This window comes from Natronincola peptidivorans, assembly GCF_900111615.1.
GTDB lineage: Bacteria > Bacillota > Clostridia > Peptostreptococcales > Natronincolaceae > Natronincola_A > Natronincola_A peptidivorans.
Genome location: NZ_FOHU01000011.1, coordinates 85,476 through 108,166 on the forward strand (window position 1 = coordinate 85,476; position 22,691 = coordinate 108,166).

Here is a 22,691-nt window from a genome sequence, read left to right on the forward strand (position 1 = left end):
TATATATGGCTAAAAATTCTCCTATATACTTTGAATAAAAAAATATACTCCCTTCACCATGACAGTTTTCTTGTTTTATCTGTCTACCATAAAGGGAGTCTATCAGTATATGAGTTTTTTTCATTTCCATTATTTTATTAAGGATATTATCTAGTCTATTCCCTTACAAATACAGCTGTAATATCTAGGTTTTTTGTTAAAGAGATTATTAAGGACTCCTTTTCAATACCTTGAATCCCTTTCCATCCTTCGAAGCGGTACCCCGGTTCAGGTATAGCTGTAATGGTAATTGGGATATCACTAAAGTAAGTACCTGTCCAAGCTTGAGGATTATTGACTCCAGGGGTGCCTTCCTTAAGATCAATGCTGTTGATACGGATATACCCCTTTTCTGGCTCAGTGCGGATAGTCAAATCTACAGTGCCATTAAGGTTAAAATACTCTTGAATGTGCTGTTTCATATAATAAGGTCTCTTTTCTGCAAAGGTATTCAATACCTGGTAACCTGTTCCTCCTACACCCCAGCGTTGAAGATGCTCCGCCAGCTCCGGTTGGATTATTGCTTTTATTTCAGCTATTACCGATTTTACTCTCTCCGGTTTAAAGCTTGTATTCATATGATCTGCAAAGGTATTAATAAACTGATTTTTAAACGCTTCATTTTCTAGTAAATTTCTTAAAATAACTGTAGAAAAGTCTCGTTCACCATTAACACCGCCTACTCTAGTAGCATGGTGAATAGCATTGTCTTTATAAGCATCATCGCTATAACGTCCGAATCCATTGTCTGTGTCATACATCATCCATCGCCATCGTCCATCATGCCCATGAGGCGCCTCAGGTTCATATGCCGCTGTCCTCTTTCTCCAAAATCGGATATTTCCATGAGGCCAGTCATAGTTTCGAAAGAATATATTGCTCATGTGATATTCAATAAAATTATCAGTATCCATCAGGGTTTGAATGTAACGGTACTTCTCCATGTCACTCATGTCATTTTTCTCAATATATTCTCTCATTGCTAGAAAATGATCTCGATCTTCCTCCTTACCTTCATCAATCACTGCGTCTTCATTTAATAATACAACGTCTTCTAGATCTACTCCATGATGACTTTCAATATAGGAGGCATCAAATCTTTCTCGAATATTTATCATTCCCCAGTATTCTCCATTGATAAAGTGAATTGCTGGTCGATATGCCTGTGTGTCAAAGCTCAGGTGCTGTACCAAATGTTGCATCATCATATCCCTTATCCATGTGCTTTCAAAATCATTACCTGAGTTTCTTAGTATTAGTGTTCTAAAGCTGTCAATCCTTTGATTTTCATCACTTCCAGCCGTTAGCCCAGGGAATATTATGTGATCTATTGTATTCTTCATGTCATAGTCTCTTCTGGCTATTAGTCTCCAGGACTTTAGAGCAAAGGACCTTGTCCCACCGCCATGAATTCTGATACCTATATCTTGGGCAAAATCAGTATTGCCTTTTTTATCAAAAATAGTAATGTTGGCAGGATGCTCCCATTCTCTTCCTCGCCTGTGATAGTTCCCCGGCACATGTCCGTGTAATAATTCGTGAGGATTATCTCCTCTCCAGTCATCAAAGTCTCTTCCTGCCACATAAACACCTGTTTCATAATCAAAAAGATACTGTGGATTTGTTACTACTGATATGACTGGTAATGTATATCTTTGGTGAATCTCTGGATCTACAAGATAAGTGTGAGTGCTGACATTACTTTTTTCCGCCTCAGAAGAATACACAATGGCTCTCACTACAGTGGCTTTAAAGGTTTCGCTATTAGGCTGTTGAGGAGTCTCTGTCCATCTGGTGTTGATGGTTGATAGGTCATTAGCCTTACCCGCTAGGTTTCTGATTTCGATAGGTCCCTCATAACGATAAGTCTGTATACTTCTTGAAATCAATTCTCCTTCTGGGTAAGATTGTTTGATATTGTAGACTTTACCATCCAAATTATTGGGATCTGGTTCTGACCCATCTAGTGTATAGTAAATGATTGCATCTGCCTCTTCTGTAGAAAGAACAAGCTGAAATTCCTCCGTATAGAAGCCCCCTTCATGTGAGAACACTGGAGGAGCCTTCTTTATATGTTCAATACCTGTTGTATTGCTTTTTCCTGGACTAGCTTCACTATAAAACACCCACTTTTCACTACCTTCTTTTGCTCTGCCGTAGGAAACATCTCTAGGAATAGGAATAGCTTCAACCTTATTAATAATTGTTTTCCCATCAGGGGCGGTTAAAATAATAGGTTCTCCTTCTGCACTAATCCTAAAGTTTGTATGAATTTCTCCAGTACTGCCAACTTTATCCTTACCAGATGCCCATACTACCAAGTATTGGTCCGGCTCCATCTGTACCGGTGGGAATTGCCATTTTGTAAGACTCTTCTCATTATCTGATAGATAGTATCCCTCTAAATCAATGATCCTTTTACCACCATTATACAACTCAATCCAATCTTCATAGTCGCCATCTTCATCTGCTATAGTACTTCCATTGGATGACATAATTTCATTGATATATAGCTCCTTATTGAAACTGGTCCATGCAGAGATAAAGACCAATATTAATAACGCCATTGTTACTCCCAATATAACAATAATTCCTACTACATTCTTTTTCATGCTTATAACATCCCCCTGTCATTGCTCCCATATTGCTGAAAGTCCTCTATATGCTATCAGTATCTTTATTTTTATCTTCTGTATTGTAATACCTTTTATCCTGAATATAATAAGGTAAAAATTATCAACATAATTTATGTTAAAGAGAAAGTCTTTCTTGTTTTTTCAATACCTTTACTATCATAACATATTTTCATCTAATCTTCTATATTGTCCTTTACAAATAACAGATATGCCTAAATGATGTATGTTTTTTGCGCAAAAAAAGAGAGCCTGTGCTCCCTTTTACAAATTTTTAAATTTTTTCTGATTAATGGGCCTTTCCTAAATAAGCCTCTAGGATTGATTTGTCCTGTAGGATTTCTTTTGCAGCCCCTTCTTTCTTTATTGTACCTTGTTCTAAAACATAGGCTTTATCGGCGATAGAAAGAGCTTTGTAGGCGTTTTGTTCCACTAATAATATGGTTTTATTCATTTTTTTTATGTCTTCTATGATTTCAAATATCGTTTTTACTAATAAGGGTGCTAACCCTAAGGACGGTTCATCCAATAGGATTAGGTCCGGATCACCCATCAAACCTCTTCCCATAGCCAGCATTTGTTGTTCTCCGCCGCTTAAGGTTCCTGCCATTTGATTTTTTCTTTCCTCTAATCTAGGAAAAAGTTGATAGATTTTTTCTAAATCCTCTTCTATTCTTTTTTTATCATTTCTTAAATAGGCTCCCATGATTAGATTATCCTTCACTGTCAAGTTAGCAAAGACTAGACGTCCTTCTGGCACTTGGCATATGCCCAGCTCAACAATTCTATGGGGAGCTCTAGGTATTTCCTTTCCTTTATAGCTGATTACCCCTTTTTGAGGCTTGACTATGCCGGATATAGAGTTAAGCAACGTAGATTTTCCTGCTCCATTTGAACCAATAATAGAAACAATTTGTCCTTCCTCTACTTCTATGTTGATACCTCTTAAGGCATGGATTCCACCATAATATACATTTAGATTCTCAACCTTTAGCAAATGACATCCTCCTCCCCAAGATATGCTTCTATCACCTTTGGATTTGTTTGAATTTCTTGGGTTGTACCCTCTGCTAATTTTTTTCCAAAGTTTAAGACAACTACTTTATCGCATATACCCATAATAAGATCCATATGATGCTCTATGACCAATAACGTCAGATTAAATTCGTCTCTAATCTGTTGAATCAATCGCATCAGCTTTATTGTCTCATCCGGATTCATGCCTGCTGCTGGTTCATCCAATAGTAAAAGCTTAGGCTGAAGAGCCAAGGCTCTAGCTATTTCCAATCTTCTCTGAAGTCCATACGGTAGGTTTGCAGCTACAACATCCTTTCGATCAGTTAATTCCATAATCTCCAGCAGTGCTTGTACTTGCTGGACTAATTTCTTTTCTCCTGATTTAAATTTCTTGTTTCTGATAACAGCATCCAAAACACTATAATCAGTATTATAGTGACAGGCTGTTAATATGTTTTCATAGGTGGTAAGTTTTTTAAAGAGTCTTATGTTTTGAAAGGTTCTCGTTATGCCCATATCCGCTATTTTGTAGGGCTCCATATTTTGTATTTTGTTATTTTCAAAAATGATATCTCCTTCTGTAACATTGTAGATTCCAGTGATCAAATTGAAAATCGTTGTTTTCCCCGCACCATTAGGTCCGATCAATCCTGAAATACTGTCCTTTTTTACTTGAAAATTCATATCTCCAACAGCTGTTAATCCGCCAAACTGTTTGGTAACATTTTTTAACTCCAATATGGTTGTCATTTATTATCTCCCCCTACTGTTGTTTTTTCCCTACCTAAGGAAGAAATATGAGAGATAAGCTTTTTTATGTTGGTAATGCTGATTTCATAGCCACCCATTAGCCCTTGTGGTCTTGTGATCATGATGAAGATTACAGATGCTCCATAGACCACCAGTCTCCACTGATGGAAGGTTCTTAGTATTTCTGGTAATGAGGTTAGTACAATAGCACCAATGATACTTCCTGAGATGCTGCCTAAACCACCAAAAATAACAATGATTGTCAATTCAGTAGATTTAATTAGCTGGAACATCCTAGGTTGCAGAAATCCTGTATAATGTGCCAGCATACCACCAGCAACCCCTGCATAAGCTGCACTGATAGCTAGAGAAATCATCTTGTATTTAAAAACATTGATACCAATAATCTGGGAGGCCATTTCTTCTTCTCTTATGGCCTGCATATTCCTACCATGTCGTGATTTGATTAGATTAACTAAGATAATGACTGCAATAACATTCCATACTACTACATTCATCAGCCCTGTTTCCCTTGGTATTCCAGGCCATCCTCTTGCACCGCCAAAGTATTGAACATTATCAAGAATTAAGCGGATGGCTTCCCCAAATCCTAGAGTGGCAATACAAAAATAATCCCCTTTTAGGTTTAGGGTTAGCTTTCCGATGATTAAACTAACGGTTGCTGCTGCTAAACCTCCTACTAATAAAGCTAAGGTGAAGGGCATATTCAGTTTCACTGTCATCATGGCTGTCGTATAGGCCCCTACTGCCATAAAACCAGCGTGTCCAAAGGAAAACAGCCCTGTGAATCCTGTTAATAAGGATAATCCTAAAACAGCTAATAAATTTATTCCAGATAAAATTAAAATTCCTTGAATATAATACCAATCCATGTTGTCACCCCCTACGCCTTATCTTCAGTGATTTTGCCCATAAGACCGCTTGGTCTCCAAATTAACACTGCTATTAATAGGACAAAGGCAATTAAATCTCTATATTGTGATGAAAAATAACCTGCAGTTAAGGTTTCTATTACCCCTAATAAGATCGAGCCGATTACTGCTCCTGGAAGGCTTCCTAACCCTCCAAAAACAGCTGCTATGAAGGATTTCATGGTAATAAATCCAATCTGTGGATAAACAGTGTATTTCATACCAAACAATACACCTGCCACCCCTGCTAATACTCCCCCTAATCCAAAAACTATAAAAATAATTCTATCTGTGTTGACTCCCATTAAGGTACTGGCCCTGATACTATAGGCAGTTGCCTTGATTGCCATTCCTGTTTTGGTTTTTTCTATAATATAAATAAGCAATAGCAAGCTGAGACCTGATATGATAAACATAACAGCATCCAATCTTCCTAGAGAGATAGCTCCCAACTGAAATGGTGTTGTAGAAAAGACTCTAGGATAGGTTCTAAATGTAGGACCTATTGTAGCAATAACAATATTCTCTAAAAATATGGAGGCACCCATAGCAGAAATAATAAAATATAAGAAAGGTGCATTTCGTTTCCTTAGGGGTCTATAGGCAATGCGTTCTAGTGTAACCGCTAAAAGTCCTGCACCTATGGCAGCAAGCCCAAAGGCTGCTATAAAAGGCAGTTCAAAAGCAGTCATTAAAAAGAAGCCTATATAAGCACCTATCATAATCACCCCACCATGGGCAAAGTTGCTGAAATTCATAATGCTATATACAAGAGAATAACCAACTGCCATTAATGCGTATACACTTCCTATGGACAATCCATTAATGATTTGCTGTAAAAAAGCAGACATGTTTTACCTCCTTTTGAGATTCTTCATGAGCTAATCAATCTTTCGTTCTATTTACATAATATAGAGAGGGTAGAACCCTCTCTATATACTAAAGGATAAAATTAATCTGCTGAGTATTTTTGTTGGAATACGTAGTCTCCATCTATGATTTTGATAATAGCTGCATCTTTTCCTTCAGGATTATGAGTATCTGGGTTGATATTAATTTGTCCTGTTATCCCTTTAACATTGGCAGTTTTTAAAGCATCTCTTATCTCTACAGGATCAAAGCTGCCCGCTTGAATTATAGCACTTTCTAATAGCTTAACTGCATCATATGCAAGATATCCATTCAACTCTACAGGTAAATTATATTTTGCTGTATAAGCATCTTTAAAATCCTGTACCTCTGGATCAGCAAAGTCTAAGTGATTCACAAAATAACTACCTTCAACAGCTTCCTCTGCCATTTCTAGTAATACCTCTGAAGGCCATCCGTCTCCACCCATTAATACTGCATCGATACCTAATTCTCTTGCCTGGTTAGCACTTAAAGCAACTTCTTTAAAGAAGTATGGCATAAATAATACTTCTGGATCTGCCTCTTTGATTTTGCTCAATTGAGGTCTGAAATCCACATCACCAAATTTAAAGCCTTCTTTTGCAACAATTTCTCCACCTTTTCCTACAAAGGTTTTTTCAAAGAATTCAGTTAACCCTTGAGAATAGTCATCTGCAACGTCGTATAATATAGCAGCCTTGGAAAAACCTAATACATCTACAGCATAACCGGCAGCAACAGCGCCTTGGTATGGGTCGATAAAGCATACCCTGAAGTTAAATGGCTTTACATCACCATTGTCATCCACAGTTACCTTTGGATTTGTTGCAACCGTAGCAATTCCTGGCACCTCCATATCTTCAAGCACAGATGAAATAGCGATGGCTTGCCCACTTGCATTTGGGCCGATAACAGCAGCTACTTTGTCTTGAGATGTTAATCTTCTAACTGCATTTACTGCTTCCATAGCATCCCCACGGGTATCATAGGGTATCACTCTAATTTGCTTTCCTAAAATTCCACCATTTTCATTGATTTCTTCAAACATCATTTCCACGGTGTTTTTTTCACAATTTCCCCATACTGCTTGATCACCTGTCAATGAACCTATCCACCCAATGTTGATAACCTCAGCAGCTGCTTCTCCTTCTTCTGGAGCATCAGCAGGTTCAGATTGTTGTGGGCTACAACCTGTTACAAGTAGCGCCAAAATAAGTAATGTTGAAACCAATAAGAATAACACTCTTTTTTTCATTTTTTCTCCCCCTAATTTGTAAATATATGCTTGTTTATCTTTTTTGCACTTCTCTTTTCCCCTTAATCTACAGAAGCATCACCACCTAATCCTATATTTAAAATGAGATTGTTAGTTTATAAACTTCTAATTTTCCAACTATTTCTAATTTTTTTTTATTATTTATTATAAACCTTTTTTCATAAATATGCTAGTTTTTCTTTTTTTTTACTATATATGAATTTTTTATCATAATCATGCTTTTTTTCTGCTGCTAGGGATTTGTTTTGCAAATCAATAGATGGATGGTTTTGTGTGGCGGATAGCTAGAATTATTAAAAAGTTTCAATTTTATCTTTTTGAATTGATGATTATACAAAAAAAGAAGAGCCTACTAAGATTTGTAAGCTCTTTGAGAGTTTTCCTTTACACATATTATATGAATAAAGGGGGAGAATGTTTATTACATAGTTACATTATATGAAACAATACAGTATATTGTGTTAAGACTGTGTAAAAAATATATTTTTTTTCTGCTATTATAGTACTCTTGTCTTTCCACTATAAATTAATCCAGTATTGGCGTCCACTGTCACTAGATCTCCATCCTTTAGCTTCGTTGTAGCAAGCTCAGCTCCTACTATAGTAGGCTTTCCAAGATTTAGTCCCACAATAGCTGCGTGACTGGTAAATCCGCCTTCTTCAGTGACAATAGCACCTGCTAATTCTATATAGGGCATTAAATCCTTATCGGTAAATTGTGTAACCAAAATATCCCCTTCTTGGACCTCTTTATTATTAGGCTGGGTAGCATCTATGACCACAACTTTTCCAGTTGCAGGCTTTTTACCTATACCAGTGCCGGAAAGCAATATATTACCAACGATATGTGCTTTAATCAAGTTCGTGGTTCCAGCTACACCAACAGGTACTCCAGCAGTAATTACAATAAGTTCGCCTCTTTGAATCATTTTTTCTTCCAGTGCTTTTTGAACAGATATTTCTATGATATCATCTGTTGATTGCAACTCTTCTGTCAGTACTGAATATACACCCCAGATTAAACTTAATCTTCTTCTGACTCTTTCCTGAGTAGTGGTAGCTATGATTGAGGCCTTTGGTCTAAACTTAGATACCATTCTAGCAGTATGACCTGAAGAAGTAGCAGTAATAATAGCAGACGCCTGTAAATCCATAGCTGTAACACAGGTAGCGTTACTAATCGCATCCGTAATGGTGGTTTCTTTTGCTATAGCTCTATTTCTCAGAAGCTCTCTATAATTAATTGACTCTTCAGTACGCTTGGCAATATTTGTCATGGTCTTTACTGCTTCCACAGGGTATTTACCTGCGGCTGTTTCCCCTGACAACATAATAGCATCCGTTCCATCTAGAATTGCGTTAGCTACATCTGTAACCTCTGCTCTTGTAGGCCTTGGATTTCTTATCATAGAGTCTAGCATTTGTGTTGCTGTAATAACTGGCTTTCCAGCCTTGTTACATTTTTCTATCATAAGCTTTTGTACTAGAGGGATTTCCTCTGTAGGTATTTCTACTCCTAAGTCTCCTCTAGCCACCATGATACCATCGGAGACTTCAATGATTTCATCTAGATTGTCTACACCCTCTTGATTTTCAATTTTAGAAATAATTTGTATATGCTGTGCATTATTTTCTTCTAATATTTTACGGATTGCCAATACATCCTCTGCTTTTCTTACAAAGGAGGCAGCAATAAAGTCAATATCCATATTAATCCCAAATAGTATATCTCCTTCATCCTTCTCAGTAATGGCTGGAAGATTGATTTTTACCCCAGGAACATTTACGCCTTTATGATTTTTAACAATTCCTGTGTTTTGTACAATACACTCAATATCAGTACCATTTGAAATTTTCTGAACCTTTAATTCTATTAAACCATCATCAATTAGAATACTATCTCCTTCTTTAACATCTAAAGCCAATCCTGTATAACTTACACTACAGATAGTACTGTCTCCCAAGACTTCCCTTGTGGTTATGGTAAATATTTGTCCTTCCTGCAATACTACTTCTGGATCCTTAAATTTACCTGTCCTGATTTCTGGGCCCTTTGTATCTAAAAGAACAGCTATTGGGACATTAAGCTCTTCCCTTACCTCTTTTATAGTTTCTATTCTTTTCCCTTGCTCTTCATGATTGCCATGAGAAAAGTTTAATCTTGCAACATTTAAACCGTTTTTTACTAACTGCTTTAATACATCCTTCTGATCACTTGCAGGTCCTAATGTACAAACTATCTTCGTCTTTTTCACAAGCATTTTCCTCCCTTTACATTGATAGTATATCTGCTAAATCATAAGTATCATAATCAAGTTTTTTCTCTTGACTTAATGCTTCTCCTATATCCATTGCAAAAACTTGATTTCCTTTTATTCCAACAACTAAGTTGCCTTGACCCTCCATTAGTAAATCTACGGCTTTAGCTCCCATCTTACTGGCTAGTATTCTATCAAAGGCTGTAGGGCTTCCTCCTCTTTGGATATGTCCTAAAATAGTAGCTCTTGTTTCAATACTAGTTTTTTCTTCGATTATATTGCCAAGCTCTATAGCGCCGCCTACTCCTTCTGCCAATAAGATAATACTATGTAGTTTGCCTCTATTTTTGCCTTTTATGAGTTTTCTACAAACCTGATCTATGTCTAGCCCTACTTCAGGTATAACAATACTTTCTGCCCCACCAGCCAATCCAGCATAAAGAGCTATATCACCACAATGTCTTCCCATAACCTCTATGATATTTGCTCGCCCATGTGAAGCAGAGGTATCTCTAATCTTACTAATAGCGTCTACAACAGTGTTCATAGCGGTATCAAAGCCTATTGTATAGTCTGTATAGGCTAAATCATTATCAATTGTGCCTGGTACGCCAATGGTGGGTATACCCAGCTGACTAAGCTTTTCAGCGCCTCTAAAGGAACCATCGCCGCCAATTACCACCATGCCTTCTATGTCAAATACTTTTATTACATTTAAAGCTTTTTTTCTGCCTTCTTCTGTTCTAAACTCTTCACTACGGGCTGTTTTAAGAATGGTTCCGCCTCTATGTATAATATCTGCTACTGAAGATATATTCAGTTCCTCCAATTGTCCATTAACCAAGCCTTCATAACCTCTTTGAACCCCCATCACCTTACAGCCTTTAGAAATTGCATTCCTTACAACAGCTCTTATAGCAGAATTCATGCCAGGGGAATCTCCTCCACTGGTTAATACTCCTATCGTTTTCACCTTGTTACCTCCTTTTTATCCTACAGGGTCTTTTGATGTCCCTACAAGTAAATTCTACCCCATTTGTCTTTATAATTGAACAAAGTCTTAACCGGAAATTTTTTAATGACTGACTTTGTTAAAACCAATAATAGTATTTGTTATTTGCTATTGGTTATAAAATCAACAAGGTTTATAGTTGCCTATAAACCATGCTGTAATAATAGTATATGGGCCTCTTCTACCTCTGACCTAGGAACTAGTACCTCACATGTTCCTTTATCATTGTTCTTGCTAATAGGTTTTATTTTTACTAAGAAGCCTTCTTTCATCAACATTTTTTCAATGTAGTCTGCATCTTCTCTAGTATTTGTCATGTATACTACTGTCCACATCCTCAGGCCTCCTCATCGTCCTTCATGCTGTCTAGATATTCTTGACATATATTTGCTTAGTAACAATTATATATAATTTAGCCTATATTTTCAAATACAATTCTTCTATCAATCAATATTTTTTCTTTATTGTTTAAGGATGTATACCTTAATTAACTTCTCGGGATATTCATCTATATTAAGAAATGCTGTTATGAAATAGATTTGATTTTAATGGCCTTCTCTCCAAATACCTCCGACAATTCCTTCATCAACTGATCATTGAGTTTCACCCATAGATCTCTGTCTGCCCTCAAGGTTTTATTTTCTTTTTGGATATATACATAAACTGGAACATTGCCATGATATTTTTTAAAAATATTTTTGGCTTTTTCTATCAGAACGATATCTTCTTTTCTATTTATTTTAATATATAATTTATTATCCTCCATTTTTACAAGAGGTTGAATTTTATTAGCTAAAATTTTAGGTTTTTCTTCATCCTTTAGATTTAGAGTGCCTTCTATAATAACAATAGTATCTTCTTTAATTAACTCAGTATATTCATTTAATGTTTTGGGAAAAATGATACATTCTATCGTGCCAAATAAATCCTCAAGAGTAATAAAAGCCATCAGCTGATTATTTTTAGTAGTTTTTGTTACCTTCTCTACGATGACTCCGCCAACTCGTACAACCTTTCCATCTTTATTATTAACTCCCTGTGGATTTTCCATCATTTCAAGTAGATGACTGCTGTTGACTGTAGCAAGATATCTTAACTCTTGTTGGAATTCTGATAAAGGATGTCCGCTTATATATAATCCTATGACCTCTTTTTCCATGTTTAGCTTTATTTTATCATTAAATTCCTTTATATTTGGCAATATATCTTCTTTTAATCCAATGCTTGTTTCTCCCGTCATTTGAAAGAGTCCAATTTGTCCTTCAATATTTCTTTTTTTATCTTGGCTAACACTTTCTAATACTCTTTCATATACCGCCATCAGCTGGGCCCGATATACCTTAAGACTGTCAAACGCCCCACATTTTATCAGACTTTCAACAGCTCTTTTATTTAAATCCTTCCCATCAACCTTCTGGCAAAAATCATTAAAGCTACTAAAGTTACCTTTCTTCTCCCGAATGATAACCATGGCTTCGATCATATTTACACCTACATTTTTAACGGCAGCTAAACCATAACGTATTTTGTTCTTTTCCACTGTAAATCTACCAAAGCTTCTATTTATATCCGGTGGAAGTATTTCAATGCCAAGTCTTTTACAATCCTGAATATATTGAGCTACTTTTGAGGTGTTTCCCATGACACTGGTAATCAAAGCCGCCATGAATTCAACAGGATAGTGGACCTTTAAGTAGGCTGTTTGGTACCCTAATACTGCATATGCAGCTGCATGAGATTTATTAAAGGCATAATTGGCAAAATCAATCATGTCATCATAGATTTTATTGGCGATATCCTCTGGTACACCATTTCTAATACATCCAGCAATCTCTATGTTGCCATCTTCATCTGTTTTACCATGAATGAAATACTGTCTTTCCTCCTCCATTACGTCTCTTTTCTTTTTACTCATGGCCCTTCTTACCAGGTCACTTCTCCCATAGCTATATCCAGCTAAGTCTCTTACCACCTGCATTACTTGCTCCTGATATACTAAGCAGCCATAGGTTACTTCTAGTATCGACTTTAGTTTCTGATGCAAATACTGCACCTTGGAAGGATCATTTTTATTAGCTATATATTTGGGAATGGAGTCCATTGGTCCGGGTCTAAATAAGGAAATCCCTGCAATTACATCTTCAATACAGTTAGGCTTTAGTTCCTTCATAAATTGAATCATGCCTGCGCTTTCTAATTGAAAAACTCCTAGTGTTTCTCCTTTAATAATCAAGTCATATACTTTTTCATCATCATAAGTACAAATGGAAAAATCAATTTTCTTACCTTTATTTTTCTCTATAAGTTCTATTGTGTCCCTTATTACTGTCAATGTCCTTAATCCAAGAAAATCCATTTTCAATAGACCTAGATCCTCTAATGTCCCCATAGTAAACTGGGTTGTAACACTTTGATCATGCATATATAGGGGTACATGCTCTTCTAAGGCCTTTTTCGAAATAACTACTCCAGCAGCATGGGTAGAGGCATGTCTTGGCATGCCTTCCAATTTTTTAGCCATTTCTATCAAATAGCCAGCTTCTTGATCTTCTTTATATAGCTTTTTAAGCTGAGGATTCATTTCCAGTGCCTTTTCTAAGGTCATTCCAACAGCAAAGGGCACTTCCTTAGCTATTTTATCTACTACATGATAAGGCATATTAATTACTCTGCCAACATCTCTGATGGCAGCCCTTGCCGCCATGGTCCCAAAGGTAATGATTTGTGCTACCTTGTCTGCTCCATATTTCTTTTTCACATACTCAATAACGGCTTCTCTTCTCTCATAGCAAAAGTCAATATCAATATCTGGCATAGAGACTCTTTCAGGATTTAGAAAACGTTCAAAAATAAGGCTGTATCGGATGGGGTCAATATCAGTGATCCCCAAGGTATAAGCAACTATACTTCCAGCAGCACTGCCTCGCCCTGGACCCACAGGAATACTGTTGTCCTTTGCAAATTTAATGAAATCCCAAACAATTAAGAAGTACTCTTCATAGCCCATTTCTTCAATTACTCTTAATTCATATTCTAGTCTATCCTTTAGCTCCTTTGACGGCTGAGTATACCGTTCTTCTAAGCCTTGGTAGCATAAGCTTTTAAGATAATCCTCCACACTAAATCCTTCCGGTGTTATATATTCTGGGAGATGTATGGTGTTAAAGTCAAACTCTACATTGCATGCTTCTGCAATTTTCACCGTGTTTTCCAATGCACTTTCTATGTTGGGAAATAAAGCTGACATTTCTTCTGGAGCTTTCATATAGAATTCATGGTTTGGAAATTTCATTCTTTCTTTTTCTTCTTGTATCTTTCCCGTTTGAATGCATAATAGTATATCATGAGGTTCTGCATCCTCTTTGTTAATATAGTGTACATCATTGGTTGCCACCAGTGGTATCCCTGTATCCTTACTGAGTTTTAAAAGCTGGTAATTTACTTCTTTTTGTTCCTTTAGACCATGGTCCTGCAACTCTAGATAAAAGTTCCCTTCACCATAAATCCTTTGCAGCTGGAGGGCTGTCTCTTTTGCTTTTTCATAGCTATCTTTTAGTAAGTATTGTTGGATATCTCCTGCAAGACAACCACTTAAAGCAATTAAGCCTTTATTGTACTTAGCCAATTCTGCATAATCTACCCTGGGTTTATAGTAAAACCCATATAAGTAGGAATGCGATACAAGCTTTAGTAGATTTTGATATCCCTCCATATTCTTAGCCAGAAGCACCAAATGCCCTTGATATTTGTCTTTGTTTGGATCTTTGTCCCTCATTCCTCGAGATGCAGTATAAACCTCACAGCCTATAATAGGCTTGATACCTTTTTTTATTGCTGCTTTATAAAAGTCTACTATCCCAAACATGGTACCATGGTCAGTGATAGCGATAGATTTCATGCCTAGATCTTTTACTTTATCCATCACCTTATTGATGGTTGTAAATCCGTCCAAGAGACTATATTCTGTATGTACATGGAGATGTACAAAATCCTTCCTCATTTGTTTTCACATCCCTTCAATAGGGCAGCAAAATTCCCTACTTCTTTTGATATATTAAATTTATCATATTTTTATTGGGATTGAAAGAGATGGGTTGCTCTTTAAATGCTTCTAGGAATTTTCTTTCAATTCATTTATTTATCCTTCATATGTATAAACCTGCCATTATTTTTTACAAGGAGTATTTCTGCAAGGATGCTTAGGGCAATTTCTTCCGGTGTTTCTCCTCCCAGTCCAAGACCTATTGGTGCATAGAGCTTATCAATGGTATCCTGTGGTATGCCTTCTTTTCTTAAATTATCTAAAATATAAGCAGTTTTGTTTTTACTCCCTATCATACCTATATATGCTGCATTACTGTGTATTACAGACTTTAAAGCTGATTCATCAGCCTGATGTCCTCTGGTAACAATAACTATGTAGCATGTCTCATCAATTGGATAATTCTGTAGTTTTTCTTCAATATTTCCCAACTGTATCTCGTCTACATCAGGGAACCTGGCTTTATTAGCATATTCTTCTCTATCTTCAAATACTACTGTAAAAAATCCAAGCTTTTTGCCAAGCTCATATAGGCTTAAAGCAATATGTCCGCCCCCTACCAGCATCAGCTTATGATTAGGGACAAAGACTTTAATGAAAACATCTGCTTCTCCACCACATTGCATCTGTAGGCTTCCCACTTCATCATTTAGCTGGAAATGAAAGCTACCACTTTTCCCCTCTTCTAAAGATTTAACTGCCGCATGGATAGCTGCTATTTCAAATTTTCCTCCACCTATTGTTCCATACGTCCTACCATTCTGAAAAACCACCATCATTGAGCCTGTTTTTCTAGGAGTTGACCCCATTGCTTTTGTGACAGTAACCAGTGCTGCTTTTCTGTTTTCTTTTACTTCCTCCCTTAAAACATCCAATAATTTATATTCCATACTTTTCTCCTTATAATGCAAGATTTTTCTTCTTTTTTAAGTAAAAAATAGCCTCTAATACCCCTCCTGCTATAGCCCGAGCCTTATCTGATATAGTATAGCAATACTCTGTACAGCCTCTGGGATCAATGTCCGCTATTTTTCTGCTCTTTGTCACCACTGTTTTTTCAAATATCATTCCCCTTATAACGCCGTCTATGGTAGCCTTAATTGGCTCCTCTTCAATATAAGCAATCACCTGTTCTTTTTTCACTGTCTCCCCTATATCGCATAAGACCTTGATTATTCCAGTACAAGGTGCCTTTATGACTCTAGCGGAGCTATGCCCCATAATCTCCCCCGGAACACCAGTATCTGCTTCTGCAAAGCCTGTAAAAATCAGTTTTCCTAGATGGTGTCCTCGATTTGTTTCTATTACTGCATCTACATCTATTCCCGCTTCAAACCCTGGTCCAATAGCGATTGTGATAGGAGCCATGTCTTTGGAGGTTCCCGTATTTCTTTTTGCCATGATGGCATCAATCATAATATCTATAGGTATCTCCTTGAGAATACAACAATCTTCATCTATTATCATTGGGATAATATTATCCTCCCATGCTTTTATAATCTCATATAATCCCTCAACCTTTGCTGCCTTTACACCTTCTATTTCTGTTTTTCCATGAAATATAGCCTCTGCAAAGGCTACTCTCCTCCTTATAGTCAGTGGATGCTTAGCTTCCAATATTAACACATGAAATCCACTTCGGTGAAGCTTATGGGCTATAGCTGTTCCAAGATCTCCTCCGCCTCTAATCACTGCAATATTTTTTCTCATCAACTTTATCTCCCCCAAAGAACTTTTCATACTGCTGCCATGTATCGATATCTATACCGCCGTTCCCATCATCTATAGTAATGCTGTTAATCTTGTTTTCTTCTTTTTTAATAATTTCTCTTCCCCCTTGATCTCCTATGGTACTAAGTAGTTCATCCCTAAAGCTTACAGAAAAAATAACGGGATTCCCTCTTTTCCCATTGTAGAGAGGAAGTGTGATACTCTGTGGTTCCTTATCAAAGGCTTCTATCAATTGGTTAATAGTAGTGGCTACTAAAAAAGGTTGGTCTCCAACACAAAACATATAGCCCTTTGCTTTAGAATCAGCGGATCTTATACCTAGTTTCATGGCTTCACTTTGTCCTTTTTCAGCATTAGGATTATAAATAGCTTTCACACCATTTTCTTCTGCAATTTTTCTAACCTCTCTATTTCTATATATTACAAGTACTTCCTTAGCATTAGAGCTTTTTACTGCTTTGATCACCCTCTCAACAATAGGTATATCATCGATTTTCAAGGTAAGCTTCTCTCTATTCATTCTTTTGGAAAATCCTGATGCCATGATAATACATGTAATCAAACTGCATCACTCCATTTTATATAATTCTCTTCTTGAATCATGGCTGCAACAATCATTCCCCCAAAAGGAAACTGATTTTTCTTTAAAGCCTGAAATATTTTCATGGCTAGATTTTTTCTAAAGGAATCATCTCCTTTATTTAACAGTAAATATTTCTGACAGCCTTGAGGAAGATTTTTATAGAGTCCATTATCATCTAAAATCAGCTTAAGAATCTTGTTTATATCAATTTTACCTCCTATTTTTCCCTCCGTCAATTGACAAAATAACTGTGGTCTATGGACCCATTCTTCTCCTATTTCTCTATTATAAGCATCTAACCCTATAACACCGATAAGCTTTGTTGTATTGGAAGGTATGACTGGTTCATAAACTGCAGGAGCCTTTATAGGTTTTCTTCTAGAACCGTCTGCTTCTATTAATATGTAATCATAGATATTCCCCTTGCTGAGTTCTAAGATTTTCCAATCATCTATGCCCAGAATTTTATTTTCCTTGGAAATAGTTTTACCTAAAACACAGATGGAAGGATATTCTTTAGGTGTAGAAAACCTTGTATCATTATCTTTATCAGTTAGCACCAATAGGTCATATTTGTCTTCGGTTGGAGTATAAATGGCTGTTGTGGTAGTGATTAGCACCCTTTTTTCAGCTTCCTTTAATTCTTTAGCTAGTTTAAATAAAGCAGTAGTTTTTCCGCCAGCTCCTACAAAGGAGATTATTTCTTTTTTCTCTAAATCTATGTTTAATGCTTCATAAAACTTCATGATTCACCCTCTTTTCTAATGAACAGCTGACTTTAGCTTGATAGTATTCTACGTAGATTTCTTTTGAATGTCCAATTTTAGAAGCTTTCACAACCTAGGTTTAGTTAATGTTACTCTTTATACAAAAAGACATAGTGATTGAATTACCACTATGTCTTCTATGAAAGTATGTTTAGTTTTAAATAAAATCTATAGTACAACCTTAGAAAGAATCTGTTTTTCTATGCTGTCTATTTTTGATTCCAATTCAGCCACTTCCTCCGACAGCTTTTCTACAAAAGCCACATCCTTGATAGAACCCAAATTGATTTTGACATTATACAAGGCTGACAATACTGCTGTCCTTGCCATCATAGCAGCCACCGCTCCATCAGTAACTGCATTTTGGTTTCCTTTGAGCACGACTTTTTCAATGTTTTCCATCAAGCTAAAGGCTTTTTTTGCCACCTCTAAAGGAACAGTAGCTGCGATCTTTGTTACTGCTTGGATTTTTTCTTTTCTTACTTGTATCTCTTCTTCTGTTTCCTTGGGTAGCTTAAATGCCTCTATTACTTGATTATAAGCGTCAGCATCTCTATCAATATCCTTAAGCAGCTCTTCTCTTATAGAATCAAAGAATTTTGCCACTTCCTGCATTTCTCCTTCAACCTCTATATACTTCTTCTTTCCTATAGTAAGATTGGCAACCATTTCGCTAAGTGCTGCTGCAGTAGCTGCACTTAAGGCCGCGATACTGCCTCCACCCGGTACTGGATTACTGGAGGCTGTTTTTTTTAAAAACTCCTTGACCGTCATATCCGATAGCATTTCTATTTCTCCCTTTCATGGTTAAAATAAGCCGCTTATGATCCCTTTCTCGTCTACATCGATTCTTTCTGCGGCAGGCACTTTAGGTAATCCCGGCATTGTCATTACGTCTCCTGTAAGAGCAACAATAAATCCTGCTCCTGCTGATACCTTTACCTGTCTTACAGTAATATTGAATCCTTCTGGCCGACCCAATAACTTTGGATCATCGCTTAATGAATACTGAGTTTTTGCCATGCATATAGGCAGATTACCAAAGCCCAATTTTTCTAGTTTATCTATCTCTTTTAATGTTGCTGGGGTAAAATCTACACCATTGGCCCCATAAATCTTTGTTGCAATAGCTTTTATCTTCTCACTTATTGGTATATCTAGCGAGTATACATATTCTAAATCACTTTCTTCTTCCGTTAGTCTTAAAACCTCTTTTGCTAATGCTTCTCCGCCTTCTCCACCTTTTGCCCACACTTCTGATATAGCTACATTTACTCCAAGCTCCTGGCATTTTTTGCTTACCAGTTGAAGCTCTGCTTCTGTATCAAATGGGAATCTATTAATAGCTACTACTGCTGGTAGTTTAAATACCTTGGTAATATTTTCTACATGCTTCAATAGGTTTGGCAACCCCTTTTCTAATGCCTCTAAGTTCTCTTGGTTTAGTTGATCCTTAGCTACCCCACCATTATGCTTTAATGCCCTTACTGTTGCAACGATAATAACTGCATCTGGCTTTAAATCTGCCATCCTGCATTTGATATCTAGGAATTTCTCTGCACCTAAATCAGCTCCAAAGCCTGCCTCTGTTACTACATAATCAGCAAAATTCATTGCCATTTTTGTTGCTATTACTGAGTTGCAACCATGGGCTATGTTGGCAAATGGCCCACCATGTACAAAAGCCGGTGTTCCTTCTAAGGTTTGCACTAGATTGGGCTTCAATGCATCCTTTAACAATGCCGCCATTGCTCCATGAGCATTTAATTCTTTTGCAGTAATAGGACTTTCGTCTCTGGTATAAGCTACAATGATATTACCTAATCTCTCTTTTAAGTCCATAATATCACTTGCTAGACAAAAAGCTGCCATTACTTCTGAAGCAACAGTTATGTCAAAGCCATCCTCTCTAGGCACTCCATTTCCTTTGCCTCCCAAGCCATTTACCACATTCCTTAACTGTCGATCATTCATATCTACAACACGACGCCATGTGATTTTTCTATTATCGATTCCTAATTGGTTTCCTTTGCTAATGTGATTGTCCAGCATAGCAGCCAATAAATTATTTGCTGCTCCTATTGCATGAAAATCTCCTGTAAAATGCAGGTTAATATCCTCCATTGGTACTACCTGAGCATAGCCTCCACCAGCAGCGCCACCCTTCACACCAAACACTGGCCCTAAAGAAGGTTCTCTTAAGGCTACAATCGTGTTGTTACCTAGTCTAGACAGAGCATCTGACACCCCTATGGTTGTGGTAGTTTTCCCTTCACCTGCAGGAGTAGGATTAATGGCTGATACTAAGATAAGCTTTGGTTTTTTTCCATCCTTAGACTTTTTCAGTAAATTATAATCTACCTTTGCCTTATACTTCCCATAAAGATCAATATCCTCTTCTGTCAAACCTAGTTTTGCTGCAATTTCTCTGATATCCTGTAGCTTTGCCTCCTGGGCAATTTCTATGTCGCTTTTAAAACTCAATACTAAGCCCTCCTCGCTATTTTTTTACTTTATTGTACACTAATATACCATTTTTCACAACTTTTTCCACTGTATTTACACCGATATGATAAGGAATATATTTATAGGAAGGAAATTCTAAAATAATAACATCTCCTTTTTTACCTATATCTATACTACCTATAGAATCAGCCTGGTCAATGGCTGCAGCTCCATTGATGGTCAGTGCTGTAACAGCTTCCTCTGTAGTAATTCCCATATATAGGGTAGCTAATGCAAAAATCAATGGAATAGACTCTGTAAAACAGCTTCCAGGATTGAAGTCTGTTGCCAAAGCAACAGCACAGTTGTTGTCAATCATATATCTAGCTCTAGCATAGTCTTCTTTTAAGCTGAAGGCTGTTCCCGGCAATAACGTAGCTATCACACCAGCCTCTGCCATGGCTTTTATACCAGTATCCGATGCCTGTAATAAATGGTCGGCAGAAACTGCTTTAAGCTCAGCAGCCAGTTCTGCACCACCTAATGGAACAATTTCATCGGCGTGAAGCTTGATTTTGAAGCCCATTTCCTTAGCTTTACTTAGTAATCTCCTGGATTCTTCTATAGAAAAAACGTTTCTTTCACAGAAAACATCACAAAATACAGCAAGTTTTCTCTCTATTACCTCTGGCATTACTTCTTTAAGAAAGAAATCAATAAGTATATCTTCCCTCCCCTTATACTCCTTTGGAACGGCATGAGCCCCCATAAAGGTGCTGACAACATCTAAGGGATGTAGTTTATTTGCCTCCTGCATGACTTCCAGCTGTTTTATCTCTGTGTCATGATCAAGACCATAACCACTTTTTCCTTCCACTGTCGTTACCCCAAAGGATAACATAGAATCTAGACGTTTCATGGCACTGCTAAGCAGCTCTTTTTTTGTGGCTTCCTTTGTAGCTCTAACACTACTAAGAATGCCTCCCCCCCTTTCCATAATGGACATGTAGTTATCTCCTCGAAGCCGCCAGGAGAATTCCTCTGCTCTGTAGCCGCCAAAAACTAGATGGGTATGGGAGTCAACAAAGCCTGGCAGCACAGCTTTATCTGTAGCATCTATTACTTCATACTGATCTTCCTTGTACTGTTTTAACACCTCTTCTGTTGGACCGACAGCTTTAATGATCCCTTCTTCAATAACAACTGCCCCATTGGGAACAATATGTAACTCAGCCATTTCTTTACCCTGTTTTGCATGAAACCCACTACAGGTCACTACTTCAGCAGCATTTTTTATTAATATGCTTCCCTTTTTCATCATCATCACTCCATTAATCTAGCTTCTAATACCTGTTCCATTGTAAAATCCTCTAAACCAAGATAGTAGGCAGCAGTGTCAACAAGGGCCTCCATTGGAACAGAACCAACAATTTCACTACCTACGATGTTGACACCATATCTTTTGGCCTCAATCTTTATTAATTCAAACACTCTATATAGGGCTGTTTTTGTATAATCCGTCATGTTCATAGAAACCTGTACAATACCTCTCTCCTTTAGTTCTACTCCCATACCTTTACAATACCTTAATCCTCCACTTATATGCCTTACATTTTTGGCTATTTTATCTGCGATTTCTAATTTATCTGTATCAAGATTTACATTATAGGCTACCAATGGCATTCTAGCACCTACAGCTGTAACACCAGCAGTTGGATGCATTTCCCTTGGACCAAAATCCGGTTGCCATTCTGGTTGCTTTAGTTTTTCAGACATGCCTTCAAACTGTCCTTTTCTTACCTTCGCCAGGTTCTCTCTTTCAGGACTTGTGGCTGCTTTTTCATATAGGAAAATAGGTAAATTAAATTCTGCTGAAACCTCCTTAGCCACTGCTTGCGCTAATTTTACAGTCTCCTCCATGGTTACATTTCGAATCGGTATGAAGGGTACTACATCTACTGCTCCCATTCTTGGGTGCTGACCTTCATGCTCTGTCATATCTATCACTTTAATTGCTCTTCCTATTGCTTCTATAACTGCTGCTTTAAGTGCTTCTGGTTCCCCTACTACTGTCACCACTGCTCGATTATGATCTTCATCTCTACTATAGTCCAGGAGTTTTACTGCCTCTTTGCCTCGAAAAGCATTCACAATTTCTTCGATTTTTTGTAAGTCTCTACCTTCACTGAAATTTGGTACGCACTGGACAATTTTTTTCTTATCCCCCATAGTTCATGATTCCACCTTTCTATTTTAGCTATCTTTTATTGTATAAGATTGAATCAGATGCTGCTCTTCATAGTATAAGCTTGATA

Annotated in this window: 18 protein-coding genes; all 18 read right to left on the reverse strand. The window is 37.1% G+C overall.

Translation table 11 applies throughout. The features are described 5' to 3' along the window. Positions 1-155: 155 nt before the first annotated feature. Positions 156-2,651 (reverse strand): CotH kinase family protein, encoded by a 2,496-nt coding sequence (locus BMX10_RS12155; protein ID WP_090444520.1) that lies wholly within the window; start codon positions 2,649-2,651, stop codon positions 156-158. A 310-nt stretch (positions 2,652-2,961) separates the two neighbouring features. Beyond that, a complete protein-coding gene (locus tag BMX10_RS12160) occupies positions 2,962-3,669 on the reverse strand; it encodes an ABC transporter ATP-binding protein (RefSeq protein ID WP_090444523.1) in 708 nt (235 codons plus the stop codon). Then, positions 3,663-4,439: an ABC transporter ATP-binding protein gene (locus BMX10_RS12165; RefSeq protein WP_170834808.1), complete on the reverse strand. Its 777-nt coding sequence runs from the start codon at positions 4,437-4,439 to the stop codon at positions 3,663-3,665. Before BMX10_RS12165 ends, BMX10_RS12160 begins: the two co-directional genes overlap by 7 nt. Further along, positions 4,436-5,332, reverse strand: a complete 897-nt coding sequence (locus BMX10_RS12170) for a branched-chain amino acid ABC transporter permease (protein WP_090444525.1) — start codon at positions 5,330-5,332, stop codon at positions 4,436-4,438. Before BMX10_RS12170 ends, BMX10_RS12165 begins: the two co-directional genes overlap by 4 nt. 11 nt (positions 5,333-5,343) lie before the next feature. After that, a complete protein-coding gene (locus BMX10_RS12175; RefSeq protein ID WP_090444528.1) occupies positions 5,344-6,222 on the reverse strand; it encodes a branched-chain amino acid ABC transporter permease in 879 nt (292 codons plus the stop codon). Positions 6,223-6,323: 101 nt separating this feature from the next. Next, positions 6,324-7,517 carry an ABC transporter substrate-binding protein gene (locus BMX10_RS12180; RefSeq protein WP_090444531.1) on the reverse strand — a complete coding sequence of 398 codons (1,194 nt, stop codon included), beginning with the start codon at positions 7,515-7,517 and terminating at the stop codon, positions 6,324-6,326. Positions 7,518-8,035: 518 nt separating this feature from the next. Beyond that, the gene (pyk, locus tag BMX10_RS12185) at positions 8,036-9,799 is read right to left on the reverse strand and encodes a pyruvate kinase (protein WP_090444535.1); all 1,764 of its coding nucleotides are present in this window, start codon (positions 9,797-9,799) and stop codon (positions 8,036-8,038) included. A gap of 10 nt (positions 9,800-9,809) precedes the next feature. Continuing rightward, positions 9,810-10,769, reverse strand: coding sequence for a 6-phosphofructokinase (pfkA, locus tag BMX10_RS12190; protein WP_090444538.1), 960 nt, complete (start codon positions 10,767-10,769; stop codon positions 9,810-9,812). Between the two features lie 182 nt (positions 10,770-10,951). Then, positions 10,952-11,143 (reverse strand): hypothetical protein, encoded by a 192-nt coding sequence (locus BMX10_RS12195; RefSeq protein WP_090444540.1) that lies wholly within the window; start codon positions 11,141-11,143, stop codon positions 10,952-10,954. Between the two features lie 191 nt (positions 11,144-11,334). Next, the gene (locus BMX10_RS12200; protein ID WP_090444543.1) at positions 11,335-14,808 is read right to left on the reverse strand and encodes a DNA polymerase III subunit alpha; all 3,474 of its coding nucleotides are present in this window, start codon (positions 14,806-14,808) and stop codon (positions 11,335-11,337) included. Positions 14,809-14,942: 134 nt separating this feature from the next. Beyond that, a complete protein-coding gene (locus BMX10_RS12205; RefSeq protein WP_090444546.1) occupies positions 14,943-15,740 on the reverse strand; it encodes an XdhC family protein in 798 nt (265 codons plus the stop codon). 10 nt (positions 15,741-15,750) lie between these two features. After that, positions 15,751-16,560: a selenium-dependent molybdenum cofactor biosynthesis protein YqeB gene (yqeB, locus tag BMX10_RS12210; RefSeq protein WP_170834810.1), complete on the reverse strand. Its 810-nt coding sequence runs from the start codon at positions 16,558-16,560 to the stop codon at positions 15,751-15,753. Further along, positions 16,535-17,143, reverse strand: a complete 609-nt coding sequence (gene mocA / locus BMX10_RS12215) for a molybdenum cofactor cytidylyltransferase (protein ID WP_090444551.1) — start codon at positions 17,141-17,143, stop codon at positions 16,535-16,537. The genes yqeB and mocA overlap by 26 nt, the downstream gene beginning before the upstream one ends. Continuing rightward, a complete protein-coding gene (gene yqeC / locus BMX10_RS12220; RefSeq protein WP_090444554.1) occupies positions 17,140-17,910 on the reverse strand; it encodes a selenium cofactor biosynthesis protein YqeC in 771 nt (256 codons plus the stop codon). The genes mocA and yqeC overlap by 4 nt, the downstream gene beginning before the upstream one ends. 189 nt (positions 17,911-18,099) lie before the next feature. After that, a complete protein-coding gene (locus BMX10_RS12225; RefSeq protein ID WP_090444557.1) occupies positions 18,100-18,717 on the reverse strand; it encodes a cyclodeaminase/cyclohydrolase family protein in 618 nt (205 codons plus the stop codon). 21 nt (positions 18,718-18,738) lie between these two features. Then, a complete protein-coding gene (locus BMX10_RS12230; protein WP_090444560.1) occupies positions 18,739-20,415 on the reverse strand; it encodes a formate--tetrahydrofolate ligase in 1,677 nt (558 codons plus the stop codon). Between the two features lie 16 nt (positions 20,416-20,431). Next, positions 20,432-21,694 (reverse strand): imidazolonepropionase, encoded by a 1,263-nt coding sequence (hutI, locus tag BMX10_RS12235; protein WP_090444562.1) that lies wholly within the window; start codon positions 21,692-21,694, stop codon positions 20,432-20,434. Between the two features lie 5 nt (positions 21,695-21,699). Continuing rightward, positions 21,700-22,605, reverse strand: coding sequence for a glutamate formimidoyltransferase (gene ftcD / locus BMX10_RS12240; RefSeq protein ID WP_090444564.1), 906 nt, complete (start codon positions 22,603-22,605; stop codon positions 21,700-21,702). Positions 22,606-22,691 lie beyond the last annotated feature (86 nt).

Excerpts from the sequence above, each read along its gene's own strand:
- yqeC (WP_090444554.1), bottom strand. The coding sequence starts at position 17,910 with ATGAAGTTTTATGAAGCATTAAACATAGATTTAGAGAAAAAAGAAATA.
- yqeB (WP_170834810.1), bottom strand. The coding sequence starts at position 16,560 with ATGAGAAAAAATATTGCAGTGATTAGAGGCGGAGGAGATCTTGGAACA.
- BMX10_RS12170 (WP_090444525.1), bottom strand. The coding sequence starts at position 5,332 with ATGGATTGGTATTATATTCAAGGAATTTTAATTTTATCTGGAATAAAT.
- BMX10_RS12180 (WP_090444531.1), bottom strand. The coding sequence starts at position 7,517 with ATGAAAAAAAGAGTGTTATTCTTATTGGTTTCAACATTACTTATTTTG.
- BMX10_RS12165 (WP_170834808.1), bottom strand. The coding sequence starts at position 4,439 with ATGACAACCATATTGGAGTTAAAAAATGTTACCAAACAGTTTGGCGGA.
- ftcD (WP_090444564.1), bottom strand. The coding sequence starts at position 22,605 with ATGGGGGATAAGAAAAAAATTGTCCAGTGCGTACCAAATTTCAGTGAA.
- BMX10_RS12225 (WP_090444557.1), bottom strand. The coding sequence starts at position 18,717 with ATGCTATCGGATATGACGGTCAAGGAGTTTTTAAAAAAAACAGCCTCC.
- BMX10_RS12155 (WP_090444520.1), bottom strand. The coding sequence starts at position 2,651 with ATGAAAAAGAATGTAGTAGGAATTATTGTTATATTGGGAGTAACAATG.
- BMX10_RS12200 (WP_090444543.1), bottom strand. The coding sequence starts at position 14,808 with ATGAGGAAGGATTTTGTACATCTCCATGTACATACAGAATATAGTCTC.
- hutI (WP_090444562.1), bottom strand. The coding sequence starts at position 21,694 with ATGAAAAAGGGAAGCATATTAATAAAAAATGCTGCTGAAGTAGTGACC.
- BMX10_RS12195 (WP_090444540.1), bottom strand. The coding sequence starts at position 11,143 with ATGTGGACAGTAGTATACATGACAAATACTAGAGAAGATGCAGACTAC.
- pyk (WP_090444535.1), bottom strand. The coding sequence starts at position 9,799 with ATGCTTGTGAAAAAGACGAAGATAGTTTGTACATTAGGACCTGCAAGT.
- BMX10_RS12205 (WP_090444546.1), bottom strand. The coding sequence starts at position 15,740 with ATGGAATATAAATTATTGGATGTTTTAAGGGAGGAAGTAAAAGAAAAC.
- BMX10_RS12175 (WP_090444528.1), bottom strand. The coding sequence starts at position 6,222 with ATGTCTGCTTTTTTACAGCAAATCATTAATGGATTGTCCATAGGAAGT.